The sequence below is a fragment of the Commensalibacter sp. W6292M3 genome, from assembly GCF_016101315.1.
GTDB lineage: Bacteria > Pseudomonadota > Alphaproteobacteria > Acetobacterales > Acetobacteraceae > Commensalibacter > Commensalibacter melissae.
The window spans coordinates 1001185-1021624 of record NZ_JACFQT010000001.1 but is presented as its reverse complement, the minus strand read 5'-3'; the positions used below and the strand labels follow the sequence as shown (position 1 = coordinate 1021624).

At 40.3% G+C, this 20440-nt stretch carries 18 protein-coding genes; 16 read left to right on the top strand and 2 right to left on the bottom strand.

The annotated features are described in order from the left end of the window. Window positions 1–8 precede the first annotated feature (8 nt). Entirely contained in the window at window positions 9–1244 is a 1236-nt protein-coding gene (argJ, locus tag H3T57_RS04625; protein WP_198193338.1) for a bifunctional glutamate N-acetyltransferase/amino-acid acetyltransferase ArgJ, read from the bottom strand. 251 nt (window positions 1245–1495) lie between these two features. Next, the gene (locus H3T57_RS04620; RefSeq protein WP_155569067.1) at window positions 1496–2446 is read right to left on the bottom strand and encodes a peptidylprolyl isomerase; all 951 of its coding nucleotides are present in this window, start codon (window positions 2444–2446) and stop codon (window positions 1496–1498) included. A gap of 286 nt (window positions 2447–2732) precedes the next feature. Here H3T57_RS04620 and secA point away from each other — a divergent pair, with 286 nt between their 5' ends. The 16 genes from secA (at window position 2733) to glmM (ending at window position 20440) form a co-directional block, all read left to right on the top strand. Then, window positions 2733–5375 carry a preprotein translocase subunit SecA gene (secA, locus tag H3T57_RS04615; protein WP_198193337.1) on the top strand — a complete coding sequence of 881 codons (2643 nt, stop codon included), beginning with the start codon at window positions 2733–2735 and terminating at the stop codon, window positions 5373–5375. Between the two features lie 63 nt (window positions 5376–5438). Next, window positions 5439–6188, top strand: a complete 750-nt coding sequence (locus tag H3T57_RS04610) for a YebC/PmpR family DNA-binding transcriptional regulator (protein WP_155566603.1) — start codon at window positions 5439–5441, stop codon at window positions 6186–6188. Between the two features lie 5 nt (window positions 6189–6193). After that, window positions 6194–6700 carry a crossover junction endodeoxyribonuclease RuvC gene (gene ruvC, locus H3T57_RS04605; RefSeq protein WP_198193336.1) on the top strand — a complete coding sequence of 169 codons (507 nt, stop codon included), beginning with the start codon at window positions 6194–6196 and terminating at the stop codon, window positions 6698–6700. Next, a complete protein-coding gene (gene ruvA, locus H3T57_RS04600; protein WP_198193335.1) occupies window positions 6697–7323 on the top strand; it encodes a Holliday junction branch migration protein RuvA in 627 nt (208 codons plus the stop codon). Before ruvC ends, ruvA begins: the two co-directional genes overlap by 4 nt. After that, window positions 7320–8378, top strand: coding sequence for a Holliday junction branch migration DNA helicase RuvB (gene ruvB / locus H3T57_RS04595; RefSeq protein WP_155580231.1), 1059 nt, complete (start codon window positions 7320–7322; stop codon window positions 8376–8378). The genes ruvA and ruvB overlap by 4 nt, the downstream gene beginning before the upstream one ends. A gap of 5 nt (window positions 8379–8383) precedes the next feature. Beyond that, window positions 8384–8848 (top strand): YbgC/FadM family acyl-CoA thioesterase, encoded by a 465-nt coding sequence (locus H3T57_RS04590; RefSeq protein ID WP_198193334.1) that lies wholly within the window; start codon window positions 8384–8386, stop codon window positions 8846–8848. A 152-nt stretch (window positions 8849–9000) separates the two neighbouring features. Then, window positions 9001–9726, top strand: coding sequence for a protein TolQ (tolQ, locus tag H3T57_RS04585; protein WP_110439004.1), 726 nt, complete (start codon window positions 9001–9003; stop codon window positions 9724–9726). A gap of 5 nt (window positions 9727–9731) precedes the next feature. Further along, window positions 9732–10187, top strand: a complete 456-nt coding sequence (gene tolR, locus H3T57_RS04580) for a protein TolR (RefSeq protein ID WP_110438801.1) — start codon at window positions 9732–9734, stop codon at window positions 10185–10187. 25 nt (window positions 10188–10212) lie between these two features. Beyond that, window positions 10213–11214, top strand: a complete 1002-nt coding sequence (locus tag H3T57_RS04575; RefSeq protein WP_370552871.1) for an energy transducer TonB — start codon at window positions 10213–10215, stop codon at window positions 11212–11214. A 55-nt stretch (window positions 11215–11269) separates the two neighbouring features. Continuing rightward, the gene (tolB, locus tag H3T57_RS04570; RefSeq protein ID WP_155565242.1) at window positions 11270–12628 is read left to right on the top strand and encodes a Tol-Pal system beta propeller repeat protein TolB; all 1359 of its coding nucleotides are present in this window, start codon (window positions 11270–11272) and stop codon (window positions 12626–12628) included. A gap of 224 nt (window positions 12629–12852) precedes the next feature. Beyond that, window positions 12853–13338: a peptidoglycan-associated lipoprotein Pal gene (gene pal, locus H3T57_RS04565; protein WP_155565243.1), complete on the top strand. Its 486-nt coding sequence runs from the start codon at window positions 12853–12855 to the stop codon at window positions 13336–13338. Window positions 13339–13487: 149 nt separating this feature from the next. Continuing rightward, complete coding sequence (locus H3T57_RS04560) at window positions 13488–14426, top strand: hypothetical protein (protein ID WP_198193332.1); 939 nt, start codon at window positions 13488–13490, stop codon at window positions 14424–14426. 14 nt (window positions 14427–14440) lie between these two features. Continuing rightward, window positions 14441–15721 carry a tRNA lysidine(34) synthetase TilS gene (gene tilS, locus H3T57_RS04555; protein ID WP_198193331.1) on the top strand — a complete coding sequence of 427 codons (1281 nt, stop codon included), beginning with the start codon at window positions 14441–14443 and terminating at the stop codon, window positions 15719–15721. A 201-nt stretch (window positions 15722–15922) separates the two neighbouring features. Continuing rightward, entirely contained in the window at window positions 15923–17896 is a 1974-nt protein-coding gene (ftsH, locus tag H3T57_RS04550) for an ATP-dependent zinc metalloprotease FtsH (protein ID WP_198193330.1), read from the top strand. Window positions 17897–18014: 118 nt separating this feature from the next. Next, complete coding sequence (gene folP, locus H3T57_RS04545; protein WP_198193329.1) at window positions 18015–19034, top strand: dihydropteroate synthase; 1020 nt, start codon at window positions 18015–18017, stop codon at window positions 19032–19034. 50 nt (window positions 19035–19084) lie between these two features. Beyond that, window positions 19085–20440: a phosphoglucosamine mutase gene (gene glmM, locus H3T57_RS04540; RefSeq protein WP_198193328.1), complete on the top strand. Its 1356-nt coding sequence runs from the start codon at window positions 19085–19087 to the stop codon at window positions 20438–20440.

The following is a 20440-nucleotide window of genomic DNA, read 5'->3' as shown; positions in this document are numbered from 1 at the left end:
AAAAGAAATTAGGAACGCAGATAAGAGCCGTTAATTTCAATATAACCTTGTGTTAGGTTACAGCTCCAAATTTTTGCGTGTCCCTCTCCCAGATTCAGGTTGACTTTAATTTTTATGACTTGTTCTTGCATATGCTTGTTAACTTTATCTTGGTCATAATCTGATAAAACCTCACCTTGTTTGGCAACCCAAATATTACCTATTGCCACTGACAAAAGGTCACGGTCGGCTGGTTCGCCGGCTTTGCCTACCGCCATTACAACACGTCCCCAATTGGCATCCTCACCTGTTATTGCTGTTTTCACAAGAGGGGAGTTACCGATTGATTGTCCGATTTTAAAAGCTGATTCATTGTTAACGGCACCTTCAACCTTGATTTCAATCAGTTTTGTTACGCCTTCACCATCCCTAATAACCAAAAGAGCCAATTCTTGTAATAATTTTTCTAAGGCATTTGAAAAATTGCTTAATCTTGGGTCATCAATATCATTGATTTCGGTATTGGGGGTCTGACCCGTGGCAAATAAAAGAAGGGTATCAGAGGTTGATGTATCGGAATCAACTGTTATTGAATTAAAGGTTGTTTTGACTTTTTCATTTAATAATTTTTGTAAGACAGTAGCGGGCAATTTTGCGTCAGTTGTAACAAAACAAAGCATAGTGGCCATATCAGGTGCGATCATACCGCTCCCCTTGGCGATTCCCTGAATAGTGACAGGAATATTGTCAATATCTGTTTTAAGGGAAAAGCCTTTGGCAAATGTATCCGTAGTCAGGATTGCTTGAGCTGTTTCCTTCCATTGATCAGAAGCCAATTTCGAATAAAGTTCTGGAAGATAATTGATGATTTTTTGATAAGGAAGCTGTTCGCCAATAACCCCTGTAGAGGCAACAAAAATTTCTTCGGGTGCGCAGTTTATTGTTTTTGCAGCTGCCTGTGCTGAATATTTAACTGCATCAAAACCTGCCTGACCCGTAAATACATTGGCAATACCGGCATTGACAAGTAATCCCCTGGCCTTACCGCGAGATAAAATTTTTCTGCACCAATCAATAGGTGCACCTGGACATTTGTTTTTGGTAAATACTCCTGCGACGGTTGTGTTCGGAGCGAATTCCATTAACGATAAATCAAGACGTCCAGTATATCGTAATCCTGCTTGAACAGATGCAAGTTTTACACCGGCAACGGGGCGAAGTTCAGAGAGGGTTACGGCAAGCGGAGAAACAGGATAACTCGACATGGTAGACTCTTTTTCAACAATGGAGCAAAATAATGGATACGACAGGGTTGATTCATATCCGGTTATAATGAAATATTTATATTTTACTGAAAATGTTTTTTACAAGTTTTCTTTATAAGAAAAAAGGATTTAATGATATGTTTTTTGAACTAAATTTTTTAGGGATATTAATCAATAAACATTTTGAATTTATAAAAGGGAAAATTTATTTTCCCTTTTATAAAAATTTTTAATGATTTGTTCTGTCAGAGTTATTTTTTTTGTGTGGCAGGCATTTGTGTTAAAGAATGAATGGCTTCATCATTTTTGGTAATTTTACTTTGTTTAATTACATTTTCAATAATGGTTTTCATTCTTTGTTGATACAGGTTTTTGCGAATTTCATCTTTTACTTTATCCAATGGTGGTACCGGAGCGTTTCTATAACCAAGAACCTTGATGACATGCCAACCAAATTGGGTTTTCACCGGAGCGGTTGTAATTGTATTTGCTTTCAGTGCAAAGGCTGCATTGATGAATTCCGGTGCAAGAGGGTCATTTTGTTTGACCCATCCCAAATCACCGCCATTTTCGCTGCCGCTCTCTTTATCGGTTGAATATTGTTTGGCAAGATTAGCGAAATTTTTGCCTGCATGAAGTTGACTGATGATTTTTACAGCTTCCGGTTGTGTTTTTACGAGAATATGACATATATGCGCCTCTTTAACAGGGGCTGCGTTGGCGAAATGCTGATCGTAAAAAGTTTGAATGGCTTTATCGTCAATTGGATTTTGTTTTAAATTCTTTTCCAATTCAGATTTTTGGAATGTCGAAAACAGGATATCCTTTTGCATGAATTCAATTTGTTGCTTGACCTCAGGGGAATTCTGTAAATTCTGTTTTTCAGCAACTTGTAGCACTGCATTTTGAACAATTAATTGCTGAAGGATTATTGTTGTCAAAACAGGTGCAGGCAGACTTTTATATTGATCGGGCAACATCTTGCGCATGTTTTGGACATCATGATACGTAATATTTTTATCATTAACAGTTGCCAAAACAGTATTTTCATCTATTTTGCTAGGACTTGACTGATTTTGAGCGGCAGGTGCTGACGGGGTAGTTGTGACAGCAGGTTCAGCGGCAATAACTGCTGTTGTCAAAAGGCTTGAGGAAAAAAGAAGGGTTGCTGCAAATTTGAATGATTTGTTGTAAAAAGACATATAGTACCTTTATTTATTGAGAGGATTAAAGATAATTTTGAATATGTTTATATCATGGAAAGGTGAAATTGTCCCATTATTTTAATAAAGTTCCTTTCTTGAAAAAAGTTAAACCACTTTTAAAATTTTAAAATGATATTTATGGTGTAAGTAAAGTTGGTTATAATACCGGTGAACTTATTTCTATATGTATTTTTCTGTCTGGATTGAATTGTGTTCTAATTTAATTATAACTAGCCCTTTGTAATGACAGGCAGGATTACAAAGCGTTATTTGGAAAACATTGATGTTTGCAAAATTTGCCCGTGTCTTTTTCGGCACCTCTAATGAGCGTTCATTAAAAGCTTATCAAAAGCGACTACCTGAAATCAATCAATTGGAACCTGAAATACAGGCTCTGGATGATGTTGCATTGGCTAATAAAACGGTTGAATTTCGTCAAAGGTTAGCTGATGGAGAAACACTGGACAATTTATTGCCAGAAGCGTTTGCTGTAGTCAGAGAAGCTTCGAAAAGGGTTTTGGGAATGCGTCATTTCGATGTCCAGCTGATCGGGGGAATGGTTCTTCACGATGGTAAGGTTGCCGAAATGCGTACGGGTGAAGGTAAAACATTGGTGGCAACCTTGGCCGTATATCTGAATGCACTATCGGGAAAAGGGGTGCATGTTGTAACGGTGAATGATTATCTTGCCTCACGTGATGCTGCTGAAATGGGCCGGCTCTATAGTTTTCTTGGCATGAATGTCGGAACGATTATCGCGGATTTGAGTGATATTGAACGAAAGGCTGCTTATGCCGCTGATATTACATATGGGACAAATAATGAATTCGGCTTCGACTATCTTCGCGATAATATGAAATACAGTCTTGATGAAATGGTTCAGCGTCCGTTTAATTACGCCATTGTGGATGAAGTTGATTCGATCTTGATAGATGAGGCTCGTACTCCATTGATTATTTCGGGGGTTGCGGATGACAGTTCAGATCTATATCGTTCCGTTAATGAAATTATAAAAGAGATAGTCAAAGATCCTGCCAATTATGAAAAAGATGAAAAATTCCGTAATGTCATTCCAACAGAAATGGGAACCGAACATATAGAGCAGTTAATGCGTGAAAAGGGTGTATTGAAAGAGGGGGGGCTGTATGACACTCATAATATCGCGTTGGTGCATCATATGCAGCAGGCATTACGGGCGCATACCTTGTTTGCCAGGGATGTGGATTATATCGTCCGTAACAATAAGGTCATTCTAATTGATGAATTTACTGGACGTATGATGGATGGACGTCGATATTCCGATGGATTGCATCAAGCACTGGAAGCTAAGGAACATGTGGAAATACAGCAGGAAAACCAGACTCTAGCTTCAATCACTTTTCAAAATTATTTTCGTCTTTATCCGAAACTCGCCGGTATGACGGGAACGGCAATGACAGAAGCCGATGAATTTGCCGAAATTTACAAGCTGGACGTTGTGTCAATTCCAACCAATCTTAAAGTTCAGCGTAAGGATGAACATGATGAAATCTATCTGACCGCGGCTGAAAAATATGATGCGGTTAGCCAGCTTATCGAAGAGGTTCATAAAAAGAAACAGCCTATCTTGGTTGGAACAACATCGATTGAGAAAAGTGAACATCTTTCAAATTTGTTGAATAAAAAAGGCATAAAGCATAATGTATTGAATGCGCGTTTTCATGAAAAAGAAGCGCAGATAGTTGCTCAAGCTGGAGTTCCGGGAGCCATTACAATTGCCACGAATATGGCGGGTCGTGGTACTGACATTAAATTGGGAGGGAATGTGGATATGCTTATCCATCAGCAGCTTTCCCATATCGAGAATGAAGATGAACGCTTGAAACAAGAAACGGCCCTTAAAGAAAAAGTTCAAAAAGATCATGAACTGGTTAAAGAGAGCGGCGGACTGTTTGTAATTGGTACGGAACGTCATGAAAGTCGTCGAATTGACAACCAGTTGCGAGGACGTTCGGGGCGTCAGGGAGATCCGGGAAATTCACGTTTCTTTTTATCCCTCGAGGATGACCTGATGCGGATATTTGGTTCCGAACGCATGGGTGGTATGCTTCAAAAAATGGGCTTGAAAAAAGGGGAGGCCATTGTTCACCCCTGGATCAACAAAGCACTTGAAAAAGCCCAGAAAAAAGTTGAGGCGCGCAATTTCGATATGCGTAAAAACACTTTAAAATATGATGATGTCATCAATGATCAACGTAAGGAGGTATATTCTCAGCGTCGGGAATATATGGCTCTGGAAGATGTTTCAGAAGTGATTGCATCTATGAGACATGATGTGATCAATATGTTGATCGAAAAATACATACCTGAAAAATCCTTTGCAGAACAATGGCATATTAACGAATTAACCGCGGATGTAAAACGGATATTAAATCTTGATCTACCGATTAAGAAATGGTCTGAAGAGAAAGATATTTCAATTGATACACTTGAAGAGCGCATTACGAAAGCCGCCAATGAAATGATGGCCACCAAGGTCGCGAATTATGGGGTTTCAATTATGCGATATGTTGAAAAGCAAGTTTTGCTAACAACGCTTGATTCTGTGTGGAAAGAACATTTGTTGCGATTAGATCAAATGCGTCAGGGTATCGGACTGCGGGCTTATGGTCAGAAAGACCCGCTTAATGAATATAAGAAGGAAGCTTTTGTTCTTTTCAATTATATGCTGGATGAGCTTCGTGAACGGATTACCTCACTTTTGGCCAAGGTTGAAGTCAATGTCTCTGATGATGAAGGGGAAAATTCTTCTTCGGATCTTTTAGAGGAAGGAAGCCCTCAGACATTATCTGATGCACCAAAAGAATGGGCAGATACGCCCAGAAATGCACCATGTCCATGTGGTTCAGGCAAAAAATTTAAACATTGTCATGGTCGGTTTGTTTAAAAATCGGGACATGTTTATTAGATTAAGATTGAAATCAAACTGTAAGAATTAAGAGAAAAATTAATGGCAGGACATTCGCAATTTAAAAATATTATGCATCGCAAAGGGGCTCAGGATGCCCGTCGGGCAAAAGAATTTTCAAAAATAATTCGTGAAATAACCGTTTCAGCAAAATCAGGTTTACCTGATCCAGCCGCCAATCCCCGTTTACGTGCAGCTATTGCGGCAGCTCGTGCTGTCAATATGCCAAAGGATAATATTGATCGTGCAATTAAGAAAGCCGCAGGTGGCGCAGATGGAGATAATTATCAAGAAGTGCGTTATGAAGGATATGGTCCATCCGGAGTTGCCATTATCGTTGAGGCATTGACAGATAATCGTAATCGTACAGCTTCAGATGTTAGGGCCGCATTCAATAAATATGGCGGATCCTTGGGGGAAATGAATTCTGTCGCATTCATGTTTGAACGTATGGGTGTTATTACCTATCCCAAAACGGTTGCAAATTTTGATTCAATATTTGAGGCGGCTATTGAGGCAGAAGCGGATAATGTTGAAGAAAATGATGATGTTTATGAAATAACATGTGCGATGGAAAATTTCTTTGCAGTCCGTGACGCATTGGAAGCCCGGTTTAAAGATCCTGAAAGTGCAAAAATTGAATGGCGTCCATCCAATACAGTTGCATTAGATGAAGATAATGCTCGCACTTTGCTAAAATTAATTGAAGTTCTGGAAGATCATGATGATGTTCAGAATGTTTTTGCCAATTTTGACTTTTCGGACGAGATTGCTGAACGGCTATCGGCTTAAGAGTTGTGGTTAGAATTCTTGGGATAGATCCCGGTTTACGATTTACCGGATGGGGGATAATTGATGCACGTGACAACCGTCTTACCTATGTGGCAAGTGGTGTCCTGTCTACGAATAGTGATCATTTTGTTCCTCAACGTCTCTGTGTATTAGCATCAGGTTTGGAAAAACTGATTGGTCTTTATCAACCTGAAGAGGTTGCGGTTGAAGAAACCTATGTCAACAGGAATGGCTCTGCCACCTTGAAGTTGGGATATGCTAGGGGGGTGGCATTATTAGTGCCCGCGCAAAAATATATTAATGTTAATGAATATGGTGCTAAAACAGTTAAGCGTGCCGTGGTTGGAACGGGAGCGGCGACCAAAGATCAGGTATCTGTTATGATTCAGCGTTTATTGCCGGGAGCCAAAATTCCAAGAGCTGATGCAGCTGACGCTTTGGCGATAGCGATTTGTCATGCCCATCATCGGATAAGTCAAATTCGTGTTAATAAAGGAACAATAATGGCATGATAGGACAATTGACTGGGTTTTTGATTGACCAAAATGACAAGGATCGTTGTCTCATTGACGTGAATGGGGTGGGATATGTGGTCTATGTTTCAAGCCGGACCTTATCAAAATTGCCTCGTCCTCCAGAAATTGCCCGTGTATTGATTGAAACCATCGTCAGAGAGGATGCCATATTACTTTATGGATTTGCTGATGGAAAGGAACAGGAATGGTTCAGGCTGCTAACAACGGTACAAGGTGTTGGGGTTCGTATGGCGCTGGTGATTCAATCCGTCCTTACGCCGGATGAATTGACTTCGGCCATTATGACAGCTGACAAGGCAAGTTTAATGCGGGCTTCAGGCGTAGGGGCAAGATTGGCTACGCGCATCTTAACTGAACTAAATGGTAAAGTGGCTTCTGGTTCAGATGTGATTAATTCAATTACAATTTCAGGTCAGATAACCGAAAATAATGAGACTAATATTGTTGCAGATGTGTTGCTGGCCCTGGAGGGACTTGGATTTCGTCGAATGGAATCCCAACCAATCGTCGGGCGAGTGATTAAAGGTTTAAAAGAGAAAAATCAACCCCTTCAACTTGATCATATTATTCGAGAAGCTTTACGTGAGTTGGCCCGATGAAGTCTGAAATAAATCGTCCCATAGATGCAACAAAACGTCAGGAAGACACTGTGGAGGTCGCGTTAAGACCTCAATCTTTGGCTGAATTCATTGGACAAAAATCATCACGAGAAAATCTTTCAATTTTTATAGAGGCGGCAAGACAGCGAGATGAGGCGTTGGATCATGTTTTGTTACATGGACCACCAGGGCTGGGAAAAACAACCTTGGCGCAGATTGTTTCCAGGGAGTTGGGGGTTGGTTTTCGTGCAACATCTGGACCTGTAATTCAAAGGGCTGGTGATTTAGCGGCAATTTTAACCAATTTACAACCAAAGGATGTATTATTTATTGATGAAATTCATCGATTGCATCCTTCAATTGAAGAAATTCTTTATCCGGCAATGGAGGATTTCCAGCTTGATTTAATAATCGGGGAAGGGCCCGCGGCTCGATCGGTTCGTATAGATTTGCCCCCTTTTACGCTTGTCGCAGCAACAACACGGTCAGGTTTGCTTGCCACACCTTTGCGGGATCGGTTTGGCATTCCGTTAAGGTTGATATTTTATACAACAGATGAACTTAAATTGATTGTTGAAAGAGGTGCCTGTAAGCTTGGATTTGAATTGACTGAAGATGGGGCTGCGGAAATTGCCAGAAGATCTCGTGGGACGCCCAGAATAGCGGGCAGGTTATTACGTCGTGTACGTGATTTTGCATTTGTCAAGCATAAGAGTGAAAAAGCGGTTGATCGCGAGATTGCTGATGCAGCCTTATCAAGACTGGAGGTTGATCAGCTTGGATTGGATGCAATGGATCGTCGCTATTTATTGCGTATTGCTGAATTTCATCAGGGTGGACCGGTTGGTGTTGAAACGTTAGCTGCGGCCTTGGCAGAATCAAGGGATACTCTTGAAGATGTTATTGAACCTTTCCTGATCCAAGAAGGGTTGGTTCTTCGTACAAGTCGTGGCCGTGTATTGGGAGAGAGAGGCTGGCAACATCTTCATCTGAAACCCCCAGCATTATTAAATGCACAATTTGATTTGCTGGATAACGATGTGGTGGAGGAATGAAAATTATGGAGATCATCCCTAGTAATTCATTTGACGAAGGTATAAGTAATCCTGCTTTGGCAAAAGAGGGAGTCAAAACTTACCGGTTCAGGGTTTGTTATGAAGATGTTGATGCGGCAGGTATCGTCTATCATGCCCGTTATTTCGGAATTGCAGATCGCGCTCGGACAGAAAGTATACGACGGTTGGGTGGAACAACCAGTGATTTGTACAAGGATTTCGGCTTGATTTTGGTTGTGAGGGAAGCCGAGATTAAATTCCGAAAACCCTTGTATATTGATGAACTGGTTATTGTAAAAACAAATATAATCATAACTTTGGGGGCAAGTTGTTGGTTATCACAAGTTTTTTTCCGTAATGAAGAAATTGTGACTGAATTAAAAATTCAGCTGGTTTGTCTGAAGAAGGAAACCTATATGCCAGCTCCTTTTCCAGCAGATTGGAAAAGAATTTTTGCCGCTATGATGTAGGTAAACCAGTTCGAATAAATTTTTACTCATTATCAAAACAAGATTGTTTTTATTGGAAAAAAAATATATCAAATGGATATTGGAAAATAATAAATAGTCTCAAGTTATATATGAAATTAAATTGAGTGAGACTAATTGTGCAGGAGGCATTTTTGGATCCATCAATTAATGCAGCAAATCTGGCCACACCATCGGCCAGTTTGTCCCCTTGGGCGCTCTTTGTTCATGCGGCGCTAGTAGTTAAACTTGTTATGATCGGCCTGGTCTGTGCCAGTATTTGGGTATGGGCTGTAATTTTTGATAAATATTTTACTCTCCGCAAGGTTAAACGTCAGGCAGATGAATTCGAGGATTTATTCTGGTCAGGTGGGAGTCTTGATGAATTATATGAAAATATTGGGGTGAAACCAACCCATCCCATGGCTGCAGTGTTTAGTGCGGGTATGGGTGAATGGCGACGATCAGCAAGAATTAATGGAATTGAGATGAGCAGTGAGGGAGTCAAACAGCGAATTGATCGTGCCATGTCAATTACTATTACCCGTGAAATGGAACGCCTGGAAAGATGGGTGACCTTTTTGGCAACAGTAGGGCCGGTGGCGCCTTTTATCGGATTGTTTGGAACAGTGTGGGGTATCATGCATGCTTTTGCTTCCATCGCACAATCCAATAACACAAGTCTGGCAGTGGTTGCCCCCGGTATTTCAGAGGCATTATTCGCGACGGCACTGGGTTTGTTGACAGCCATTCCCGCTGTAGTGGCCTATAATTTTGTTAATAACAAGCTTAATTTATTTGCTGAAAGACTTGAAGGTTTTGCGGCTGAATTTAGTGCGATTCTTTCTCGTCAATCTGAAGCAAAAGAAAATCAGGAATAAAATCAATGGGATTTTCTTTAGAGGGTCGAAACAGACGGGGGCGTGGCAGACGTCCACAGGCAGATATTAACGTTACACCGATGGTTGATGTCATGTTGGTTCTGTTAATTATTTTCATGGTTGCGGCTCCTATGATGACAAGCGGAATTAATGTTGATTTACCAAAAACTGCCGCGAAGCCTGTAAATGCAGATACCAAACCGATTACTGTTACAGTCAGGGAAGATGGATCCGTTTATTTGGGAGACAATGTTGTAGATATGAATCAATTGGTGGAGCAGTTGAAAGTCATGTCTCAGAATGATTCTGAACATCGTATCTTTGTTAAGGGAGATCAGCATATCAATTACGGCAGGGTCATGGAAGTGATGGGACGTGTTACAGCTGGAGGATTTACGCATGTCGCGTTACTTGCACAAATGCCTGATACAACATCCAACCCTTCTTCAAAAACGCCATAATTGAGGATTATGTATTTTGCTGGGCATGTACCGTTCTGAGAGAAAAATTTTCAGATGCTCTTTTTTGGCATCAATCGGAACGCATTTTGGGGTTATCGTTCTGGCGATTCTATTATCATGGTTATTTCATTTTGCGCCTCCACCCCCACCCCCTGAAGAAAAACCAGTAGAGGTTGAATTTACAAGCGATAATGCAGGACAAGAAGTTCCAGCTAAATCGGAGCAAGATTCCCCGAACCCGAATGCGCCTGCATTGGAAAAACTGGATGCTCCACCTGCGCCAACACCTACTAAAACTGAACCTGTCGAAGAAACGCCTCCACCTCCGCCTCCACCTCCGCCAATGCCCCCTTCACCTGATGCGGTTGCAAAAATGGAAAAACAGGATTCGATTTTACCTAAAGCTGTTGAAACCCCCGCACCTGCAGAGGTAACGTTACCACCTACTGTTTCACCATTGGCATCCTCTTCAAATTCTCATGTTCCATCCCCACCATCACCAATGCCTATGCCCACCGCGTTACCTCAGGTGCAGAATTTCTCTCGATTGACAAAAATGGAAAAAGCAAAAAAAGAAATTCCTGATACACATTCGCTTGAATCGACGTTGGATGCCTATCAAGCTGACCAGAAACAAACACATCCTCCCAGAGCCAAAGCAAATCCAAGACAGGGAGGGGCTCCCAATGGTGGTGGAGCGAGAAATGGTGATATCACAAGAGGGCTTTCAGCAGGTCAGCAGGGGAAAATAGCGGCATCTGTTCGTCGATGTTATGTTGAAGACACAGCGGCAAAAGATTATGCTAATTTTGTGGCACATTTAATTGTAACAATTGATGCTTCAGGAGAGGCTAGAATAGTTAAATTTGATTCAGTAACTCAGGCAAAAATGAATGCTGATTCAACATATAGGGCATTAGCAGAACGGGCAAGGGACGCCGTGTTAAGTCCTGTATGTTCAAAATTGCCGATACCTTCAAATCTGTTGGGAAAGACGGGTCAGATTCGTTTTGTATTCCGTCCATAATTATGTCTAAATTTGTAAGTTAATATGCATTATCAATAATAGGGAAAATAGGATTATGCGCTCAATAATTTCTGATAATGATGCTGATATTTTACGGGATGTTTTAATTCCTCGCCGAAAAATTTTGTATGGATGTGTAGCAGGTGGAATTGTGGCAACACCTTTATCATCTGCATTTGCGCAGCAAGCCGGTGGTGCAGATGAAATTACAGTTGATCGGGCAAGAAACGAGCCTATCCCTATTGTTATTCCTGATTTTGGTTCTGGGAATGGCGGTGCCATAACTCAGGTATTAACAGATGACTTGAATAATACAGGGTTATTTCGAGTTATTAGTAGTACATCACCAACCTCTACACCTGATTTTGCCGCCTATAAAGCCATGGGGGCTCGGGCTATCGTGACTGGATCAGAGGTGAATGGGCGAGTTGAATTTCGGCTATGGAATGCGTTGACCGGTGAACAGATTCAGGGAACAGCCTATTCGATTTCCGGGTCAGGTGCCATAAGGGAGGATCTTCGTCGTGTTTCCCATATGATAGGGGACGTTATTTATGAGCGTTTATTGGGGGATAAGGGATATTTCAATACACGAATTGCATATGTTGCACAGACAGGCCGCCGGTCAGATCCCACAAAACGTCTGGCAATCATGGATTATGACGGTGCTAACAGTCGAATCTTAACCAGCGGGCGCTGGCTTGTCTTGACACCCCGATTCAGTCCTGTTTCTAATCAGATAGCATTTATGTCTTATGTCAATAACCGTCCTCGAGTTTACTTGTTTGATCTTCAATCAGGCAGACAAAGGATTTTGGGAGATTTTTCGGGTATATCTTTTGCACCGCGTTTTTCGCCTGATGGAAGGTCTGTCATTATGTCTGTAACAAGGGGAGGGGGTTCTGATCTTTATTCTGTTGATCTGGGTTCGGGCAGCAAACGTCAATTAACCAGCTCCGGAGCTATCGATACGAGCCCTTGTTATAGTCCTGATGGATCTCAAATTGTTTTTTCTTCAGATCGGGGTGGAAGACAGCAATTATACATAATGAGTGCAAATGGTGGTGGAGTCCGACGTATTTCTTATGGAAACGGTAGTTATGCAGGCCCCGTATGGTCACCAAGAGGTGACCTTATTGCGTTTGTGAGAATTGGCGGCGGTGGATTCTCATTGGGTGTTATGGCGCCTGATGGTACTGGAGAAAGAATTTTAACCCAAGGTTTCACTGTCGAAAGCCCAACATTTTGTTCAAATGGCCGTGTTATGGCGTTCTGTAACCAATCGTCTGCCGGTACGCATGGAAGCGGTTTTTCTTCATCCATCAAGATGATTGATGTTTCCGGTTTTCATGAGAGAAGCATTCCTACATCAACGATGGCGATGGATCCTTCTTGGTCTTCTGGCAACAGTTAAAATAAATTTTGGAAATAAAATAAAATTATTGCGGTAAAAAATTCAATTTTTGTTAAAATCGCTTGTGTATTTAACTTGTTTAGATATAAATGAAAGACTAGAATTGAAATTGATATGTCTTTCATAAAATAAGACTTTTTGGATTTTGATTTTGATTTTTTTAGGCAATATTTACCAACATAAAAGTTGAGAAAATAGAAAGCCGTTTTGTAGGAATACATACAATGAATATAAAGCTTATTAGTGCTTTTGGTGCTGCGTTATTACTAGCAGCATGTTCTGGCGGAGATCATAAAGGTGCGACAACCGGTAATGGTGGTGGAACACAAGCTCCAAGCGTGAGTGGTCCAGTTCCTGGAAGCCAAGCTGATTTAGTTGCTAATGTTGGTGATCGTGTTTTCTTTGAATTCAATTCAAACAAATTAACGGATGATGCCCGTGCAACCTTGAATCGTCAGGCTGATTGGTTGAAAAAATATCCAAATGTCCAGGTCATGATTGCCGGTAACTGCGATGATCGCGGCACAGAAGAATATAATATTGCATTAGGGTCTCGCCGCGCAAATGCAGCTCGGGATTATTTGGTATCCTTGGGCGTTGCATCAGATCGTATGACAACCATCTCATATGGTAAGGATAAACCTATTGCTGAAGGTGATAACGAAGAAGCATGGTCACAGAACCGTAATGCGACTACTTCAGTTCGTTAATTCCTAGCTCGATAACTTTTCAATAAAAGCCGGTAATACGTATATACGTTATGCCGGCTTTTTGTTATGTAATGTAAAAGAACGTAATTTATAAATGGTTAAAGCTTTTTGAATTTATTATCAAATGAAGGATAGTAAAGGGTTTGGCAATGATAACGAAGCAAAAACATTCAAGAATTTCTAATTTACTTTCAATTGATCATCCAAAGGTCAAAGGAAGTATAACAGGTTTATTTCTATCAATTATGATTTGTCCTTTTTACGGTAATGCCCAGGAAAATAACAGTCGTCAGGTTATTGCGCTACAAAACCAGGTCGCACAATTAAAATCGCAAATCAGCCAGCTTCAGGCACAGAATACTAATTTTAATGATGATTCTGATAATTATCGTAAAAAAAGGCATAAAGATAAAGATGAGGATGATAGTTTATCAATAAATAACGGTTTACTTCCCGATTTAGTTAGCCGGATAAACAATCTAGAAGATCAGCAGAGGGTTATGAGGGGCGAAATTGATGATTTGTCAAACCAATTGAAAACTCAAAACGATCTTGTCAATAAGAAAATTGATGATATGAATTTTGCGGCTGGTCGTGGAGGCGCTTCCAATGGTTCTTCAGATGATGTGGTAACTGATTCAAAAAGTGAGGTTTCTAAAAAATCATCAATTTCGGATGATTCAGGAACAATTAAATCTGTAAAACCTGAAACAGGTTCAACCTTGAAAGATGGTCAACAGGCATTGTTGAATGGTAATTTTCAGATCGCAGAATCCATCGCCCAAAAAATTTTATCCACGCCTGAAGGTGCCAAGTCCCCTAGTGCACGATATTTGCTGGCTCAGGCTCAGGCTGGACAAGGAAATTTCAAGGCTTCATCAGTAAATTATTATGCTGTTTATAAAAATTTTCCTAAATCTCCCAAGGCTCCATCTGCTTTGTTGGGTGTAGGATATTTAATGTTAAAAAATGGCAAGGTTCAGGAAGCTTGTCAGGCTGTAAGTCTGCTTCATAGTAAATATCCAAATGTTTCAACCCAGGTGAAATCTTCTGCCTTGAATTTAAGTCGTAAAGCTAAATGTTCCTGATTTGTTAAATCTGTATGGATGATATTTTAAAACCTGTATCTCAAGATGAATTTAATTCTTGTATTGAGTCATTGGGACCTTGGGGTAACGATGATGAAAAGTTGCCACCCATTGTATTGGCTGTATCTGGTGGTGCAGATAGTTTGTGTCTTGCATTGCTGGCATCCCGTTGGCGACGAAATGTATTCGCCTTAATTGTTGATCATGGAATTCGGTCAAATTCGGCTATAGAGGCAGCTCTCACACAAGAAAGATTGAAGGATCTTGGAATTGAATCAAAAGTTCTGACATTAGATAATCTAAAACCTGGAGCCGCATTGGAAGAAAGAGCGCGTATTGAGCGTTACAAAATATTAATTCAGACATGTTGTAAAATGGGAAGCATAGATTTGCTTTTGGGTCATCATGCTGGGGATCAGGCGGAAACTGTACTGATGCGAATACGTGCCGGAAGTGGTGAGGATGGAATTGCCGCTATGGCTGCGATTACGGATTTGCCGCAGATAAGGTTAATAAGACCTTTACTATCGATCGCACCACAACGTTTGAGAATAACCTTAAAACAGGAAGGGATTATATGGGTCGAGGATCCATCCAATCAGGATCTAAAATTTCAGAGAAATCAGGTGAGAAAGGAATTGTCGTCGGCCTGGGCATCTTCAGGATCTGTCTCAATACTATTACATCGCTCGCGGGAAGAGAGTAAAAAAAGAATGAAAAAAGATCAGGATCAGGCTGTTTTTGTTACAGAAAACATTTTGATCAGATCAGAAGGATTTGCTTATTTTTCCACCAAAGGTATGGATGAAAGAACGTTGGGTGCTTTAATCAGAACAATTTCCGGTTCTGTGTATGCACCCTTGAAGAAATCAATTAATCGGCTTGTTCAATCAATGCGCAAAGTTACTCTTGGTGGCGTACAAATTATGCCAGCTGGAAGGTTGGGAAATGGTTGGTTGATGATTAGAGAAACAACTGTTATTGAAAAGGCAAAAATGGCCCGGCCAAATACGATTTGGGATTATCGTTTCCGAGTTATTATGCCAGAATATGATATTAGTGATAAAGTTACGATTGCTGCATTGGGTAAAGCTTACAAACAGTTTTCATGTAGAGAGGGATTGCCTGTTTGCATTTTGAAAACATTACCCGCTTTTTGGCATAATGATAAATTATTGGCTGTGCCTTATTTGGGAATATATTCGGACGAGTCCGTTAAAGAATGGGATATTGTTTTCCAGCCTAGACAATCCTTGACACAAAGTCATCTTTTTTCGACCACAAAATTAGCTTAATTATGTAATTATGTTTATAATAAATCGGTTTAAATTCAATATTTTTAAGGAAAAATATTTTTTAGGGTAGGAAAGATTTGTTTCAGTTCTTATGTTATTAAGTAAGAGATAAATTGTAATATGAAGAATATAAAATGATATATATTAAATATTCTTTTTTTAAAAACGTGTTTATCCTAAAACATGGAAATATAAAGTAGAATGAAAAATTTTGGGCGTAATTTAAGTTTATGGATACTCGTTATTGTATCAGTAATGTTAGTGGTTGGATATTTTCGACCAAGCAGTAATGTTGTTGTGGACAATCAAGTTAGCTATTCTAAATTCCTAGGCGATGTTAACGCTGGAAATGTTAAATCAGTTGTCATACAGGATCGGTATTTAACTGGAACAAGTCAGGATGGCAAGAAATTTCAAACCTATTTGCCAACACAGGATACTTCGCTTTTATCAACCCTCACTGACCATAAAGTTACAATAGAGGTTAAACCTGTAGATAATCATCCAAATCTTTTTTGGCAGCTTGTGTTGAATTTATTGCCAACCTTGCTGATTATCGGTTTATTTATTCTTCTTATGCGCAATATGCAAAGCGCAGGGGGAAAGGCAATGGGATTTGGTAAATCCAAGGCCCGTTTGCTGACTGAAAAACAGGGACGTGTCACATTTGCGGATGTGGCGGGAATTGATGAAGCTAAAAGCGAGCTGGAAGAAATTGTTGAATTCCTTAAAGATCCACAAAAATTTCAGCGGCTGGGTGGCAGAATACCAAAAGGGGTCTTGTTGGTTGGCCCTCCTGGAACAGGGAAAACCTTATTGGCGCGTGCGATTGCTGGTGAGGCAAATGTTCCATTTTTTACAATTTCAGGTTCTGATTTTGTAGAAATGTTTGTTGGAGTGGGGGCTTCTCGTGTTCGAGATATGTTTGAACAGGGTAAAAAAGCTGCTCCCTGTATTATTTTTATCGATGAAATTGACGCTGTTGGACGTCATCGTGGTGCCGGTCTCGGTGGTGGTAATGATGAGCGAGAACAGACTTTAAATCAGATGCTGGTTGAAATGGATGGATTTGACAGCAATGAAAGCGTAATTCTCATAGCCGCAACGAACAGACCTGATGTTTTGGATCCGGCATTGTTACGTCCAGGAAGATTTGATCGTCAGGTTGTTGTGCCTAATCCTGATGTCGGTGGTCGTGAAAAAATCCTTCGCGTACATATGAAAAAGGTTCCGTTAGCATCTGATGTTGATCCAAGAGTAATTGCCCGTGGAACACCAGGTTTTTCTGGTGCTGATCTTGCAAATCTTGTTAATGAGGCGGCTTTGTTGGCTGCACGGTTAAACCGTCGAACAGTATCGATGCTGGAATTTGAAAATGCCAAAGACAAGGTCATGATGGGTTCAGAACGTCGTTCACTGGTCATGAGTGAAAATGAGAAAAAAATGACCGCTTATCATGAAGGCGGGCATGCCATTTGCGCATTATTTACTCCTGGATGTGATCCGGTACATAAGGCTACAATTATTCCACGTGGACGCGCATTGGGAATGGTGATGAGTCTGCCGGAAGGCGATCGCTATTCAAAAAGCAAATCGAAATGTTTGGCTGAACTGGTTCTTGCCATGGGTGGACGTTGTGCCGAATCAATGATTTTTGGTCCGGAAAATGTTTCAAACGGTGCATCTGGCGATATCAAAATGGCGACGGATCTTGCACGACGGATGGTTACTGAATGGGGTATGAGTGAAAAAATTGGACTTGTTTCTTATGCTGAAAATGAACAAGAGGTTTTTCTCGGTCATTCCATGGGACAAGGTAAAAATATTTCTAGTGAAACCGTTCATGAAATAGAAGCCGAAGTTAAACGTTTGATTGATGATGCACATAAACGTGCAACAGCGTTGTTAGAAGAGCACAGGGAAGATCTTGAAAGATTGGCTCAAGGTCTTTTGGAATATGAAACTTTAAGTGGAGAGGAAATCAGACAGGTTCTTCGCGGTGAAAAAATCGAACGTAGCCTTGTTGATGACACGACAAAAAAATTGAGATCATCAATCGATGTGGCTCATCATTCAGGTGATAATTTCGGTTCTGATAAAATAAAAAAGGATGATGCTGGTCATGTTGATAATCCTGTTCCTGCAACAGGTGTTAATTTTGAGGAACATAACTAGGGTTTTAATTTTTATGGATTAAAACTATTTTTTAAGTGAAAAGAATATATTCTTTTCACTTATTTTATTTGAGATTGATATTAGATGATAGTGTCATGGTTATAGTGTTAAGAATGATATGATTATAAATCCTACAGGATTTTTATTTGGAAATTCAGCCCAGTTTGCAATCAAAAATGAGCTTGCATTACCTTTTGCAGGTCAAGAAAAAAAAGTTGCCTTTTCAATGATTGAGATAATTGAGAATCAAAAACTGGAAATTGGGTATGTCAAAGATTGTTTTCATTCACCCTTATATTCTAATCAGATAAGAAAAATAACAACTGCCTCGCCTTTGGCTGGATTGCCTGAAGATTCTCTAATTATGGGTATACTGAATGTAACGCCTGATAGTTTTAGTGATGGTGGCAAACATTATTCAAGTTCAACTGCTATTCGGGCCGCTCATAAAATGGTTGAGGATGGTGCGACAGTAATCGATATTGGTGGTGAAAGTACACGGCCTGGCTCTCAACCTGTGTCAACTGAAGAGGAATGTCGTAGAATTATTCCTGTTGTCAAAGCATTAAAAGGATGTGGTGCCTATTTGTCTGTTGATACGCGTCATGCTGAAACAATGAAATATGCCTTAGATGCAGGAGCTGATTTAATTAATGATATTTCTGCTCTTGATGATAGGGAAAGTGCACAGGTTATTTCTCAGGCTCAATGCCCTGTGATTTTAATGCATATGCGTGGAAATCCCCAGACAATGCATCAATATAAGAATTACAACAATGTTTTGGTTGATGTTTTTGCAGAGTTGCAAAGAAAAATTCAAAAAGCGGTAAATGCAGGTATTCGTCGTGAAAATGTAATACTTGATCCGGGTATAGGTTTTGCAAAGAATAATTTTCAAAATATGGAACTTTTAAAAAAATTCGCCGCTTTTGCTAACTTAGGTTGCCGTTTGCTTCTAGCAGTCTCCAGAAAACGTTTTATTAGGGAAATTGCTGGAGAAATGAATTTTGAGGAATATGATGCCGCTACCATGATAGCGTCATCTCCGGCATTTTATTTTGGAAATTCAATTATTCGTGTTCACAATGTGCCCGCTGCGGTACAAAGCATGAAAATGTGGCAGACTTTATATGGTTGATTTCTGTCATATCAATTGTGATGTTTTATTGTTTAACATGGGAAAAGTTAATGAAAAATCATAGATTACTTTTTGGAACAGATGGAATTCGTGGTACAGCCAATAGTGATCCTATGACGGTAGAAGTGGCACAGAAGCTTGGTCAAGCTGCAGGATTGATGTTCATGGCTGGAAAAGACCATAGAAGACATCAAGTTTTGATCGGCAAAGATACACGTTTATCAGGCTACATGATTGAAAGTGCCTTGGTTGCCGGTTTTTTATCGGCAGGAATGGATGTGATTCTGGTTGGTCCGATGCCTACGCCAGCGATCGCAATGTTGACTCGTTCCTTGCGTGCTGATCTTGGAGTTATGATTTCTGCATCACATAATCCATTCCAAGATAATGGAATAAAAATTTTTAATAGAGATGGATTTAAGCTTTCCGATGCACAGGAGCTTGAAATTGAAGCCATGATTAGATCTGATTTGTCAGGTCAATTGGCTGGTAATGAACATATTGGTCGGGCCGTACGTCTGGATGATGCGGCAGGTCGCTATATTGAGCATGCAAAGGCTTCTTTTCCCCGTGGGTGTCGCCTTGATGGTTTGAAAATCGTTATTGATTGTGCAAATGGTTCCGCTTATCATGTGGCTCCCAAGGCATTGTGGGAGTTGGGCGCAGAAGTTATATCGCTTGGATGTAAACCGAACGGTTTAAATATTAATAAAAATTGTGGCTCAACACATCCAGAGACGCTAATCAATTCTGTATTGGAGCATAAGGCTGATTTGGGAATAGCCCTCGATGGTGATGCTGATCGTATGCTGTTGGTTGATGAAGAGGGCAAGCTTATCGATGGTGATCAGATTCTGGCTTTAATTGCATCTTCCTGGGATAAAAAAAAGATGCTCCAAAATCATTCAATTGTAGCGACAGTGATGTCTAATATGGGACTCGAGCAGTTTTTGAATGATACCGGAATTCAATTAATGAGAACCTGTGTAGGTGATCGTTATGTTGTTGAAAAGATGCGTCAACTTGGATGTAATGTTGGAGGGGAACAGTCTGGGCATATGATCCTTTCTGAATTTTCAACGACCGGTGATGGTCTTATTGCTGCATTGCAAGTATTGGCAGTTATTATTGAAGAGGGTAAAAAAGCAAGTGAAGTATGTAGAATGTTTATGCCGTTCCCTCAAAAGTTATATAATATTCGTTTTAACGGAAAAAACCCTTTAAATACCGAAGCAGTTAAAAAAGTCGTAAGGGATGCGGAATTGAAATTGGGTAAAGAGGGAAGGGTCCTTCTAAGGAAAAGTGGAACAGAACCCTTGATTCGTATTATGGTTGAGGCAAAGGATAATCAGCTTGTGGATCTTGTGTTACAGAAATTAAAACAAGTGATTGAAAATAATATCTAG

What these genes read in the sequence shown, in the direction of transcription:
- glmM (WP_198193328.1), top strand. Translation starts at nt 19,085, where the DNA reads ATGAAAAATCATAGATTACTTTTTGGAACAGATGGAATTCGTGGTACA.
- H3T57_RS04590 (WP_198193334.1), top strand. Translation starts at nt 8,384, where the DNA reads ATGGAGATCATCCCTAGTAATTCATTTGACGAAGGTATAAGTAATCCT.
- ruvA (WP_198193335.1), top strand. Translation starts at nt 6,697, where the DNA reads ATGATAGGACAATTGACTGGGTTTTTGATTGACCAAAATGACAAGGAT.
- H3T57_RS04610 (WP_155566603.1), top strand. Translation starts at nt 5,439, where the DNA reads ATGGCAGGACATTCGCAATTTAAAAATATTATGCATCGCAAAGGGGCT.
- tilS (WP_198193331.1), top strand. Translation starts at nt 14,441, where the DNA reads ATGGATGATATTTTAAAACCTGTATCTCAAGATGAATTTAATTCTTGT.
- pal (WP_155565243.1), top strand. Translation starts at nt 12,853, where the DNA reads ATGAATATAAAGCTTATTAGTGCTTTTGGTGCTGCGTTATTACTAGCA.
- tolB (WP_155565242.1), top strand. Translation starts at nt 11,270, where the DNA reads ATGCGCTCAATAATTTCTGATAATGATGCTGATATTTTACGGGATGTT.
- H3T57_RS04575 (WP_370552871.1), top strand. Translation starts at nt 10,213, where the DNA reads ATGTACCGTTCTGAGAGAAAAATTTTCAGATGCTCTTTTTTGGCATCA.
- ruvB (WP_155580231.1), top strand. Translation starts at nt 7,320, where the DNA reads ATGAAGTCTGAAATAAATCGTCCCATAGATGCAACAAAACGTCAGGAA.
- ftsH (WP_198193330.1), top strand. Translation starts at nt 15,923, where the DNA reads ATGAAAAATTTTGGGCGTAATTTAAGTTTATGGATACTCGTTATTGTA.
- tolR (WP_110438801.1), top strand. Translation starts at nt 9,732, where the DNA reads ATGGGATTTTCTTTAGAGGGTCGAAACAGACGGGGGCGTGGCAGACGT.
- H3T57_RS04560 (WP_198193332.1), top strand. Translation starts at nt 13,488, where the DNA reads ATGATAACGAAGCAAAAACATTCAAGAATTTCTAATTTACTTTCAATT.
- secA (WP_198193337.1), top strand. Translation starts at nt 2,733, where the DNA reads ATGTTTGCAAAATTTGCCCGTGTCTTTTTCGGCACCTCTAATGAGCGT.
- argJ (WP_198193338.1), bottom strand. Translation starts at nt 1,244, where the DNA reads ATGTCGAGTTATCCTGTTTCTCCGCTTGCCGTAACCCTCTCTGAACTT.
- H3T57_RS04620 (WP_155569067.1), bottom strand. Translation starts at nt 2,446, where the DNA reads ATGTCTTTTTACAACAAATCATTCAAATTTGCAGCAACCCTTCTTTTT.
- folP (WP_198193329.1), top strand. Translation starts at nt 18,015, where the DNA reads ATGATTATAAATCCTACAGGATTTTTATTTGGAAATTCAGCCCAGTTT.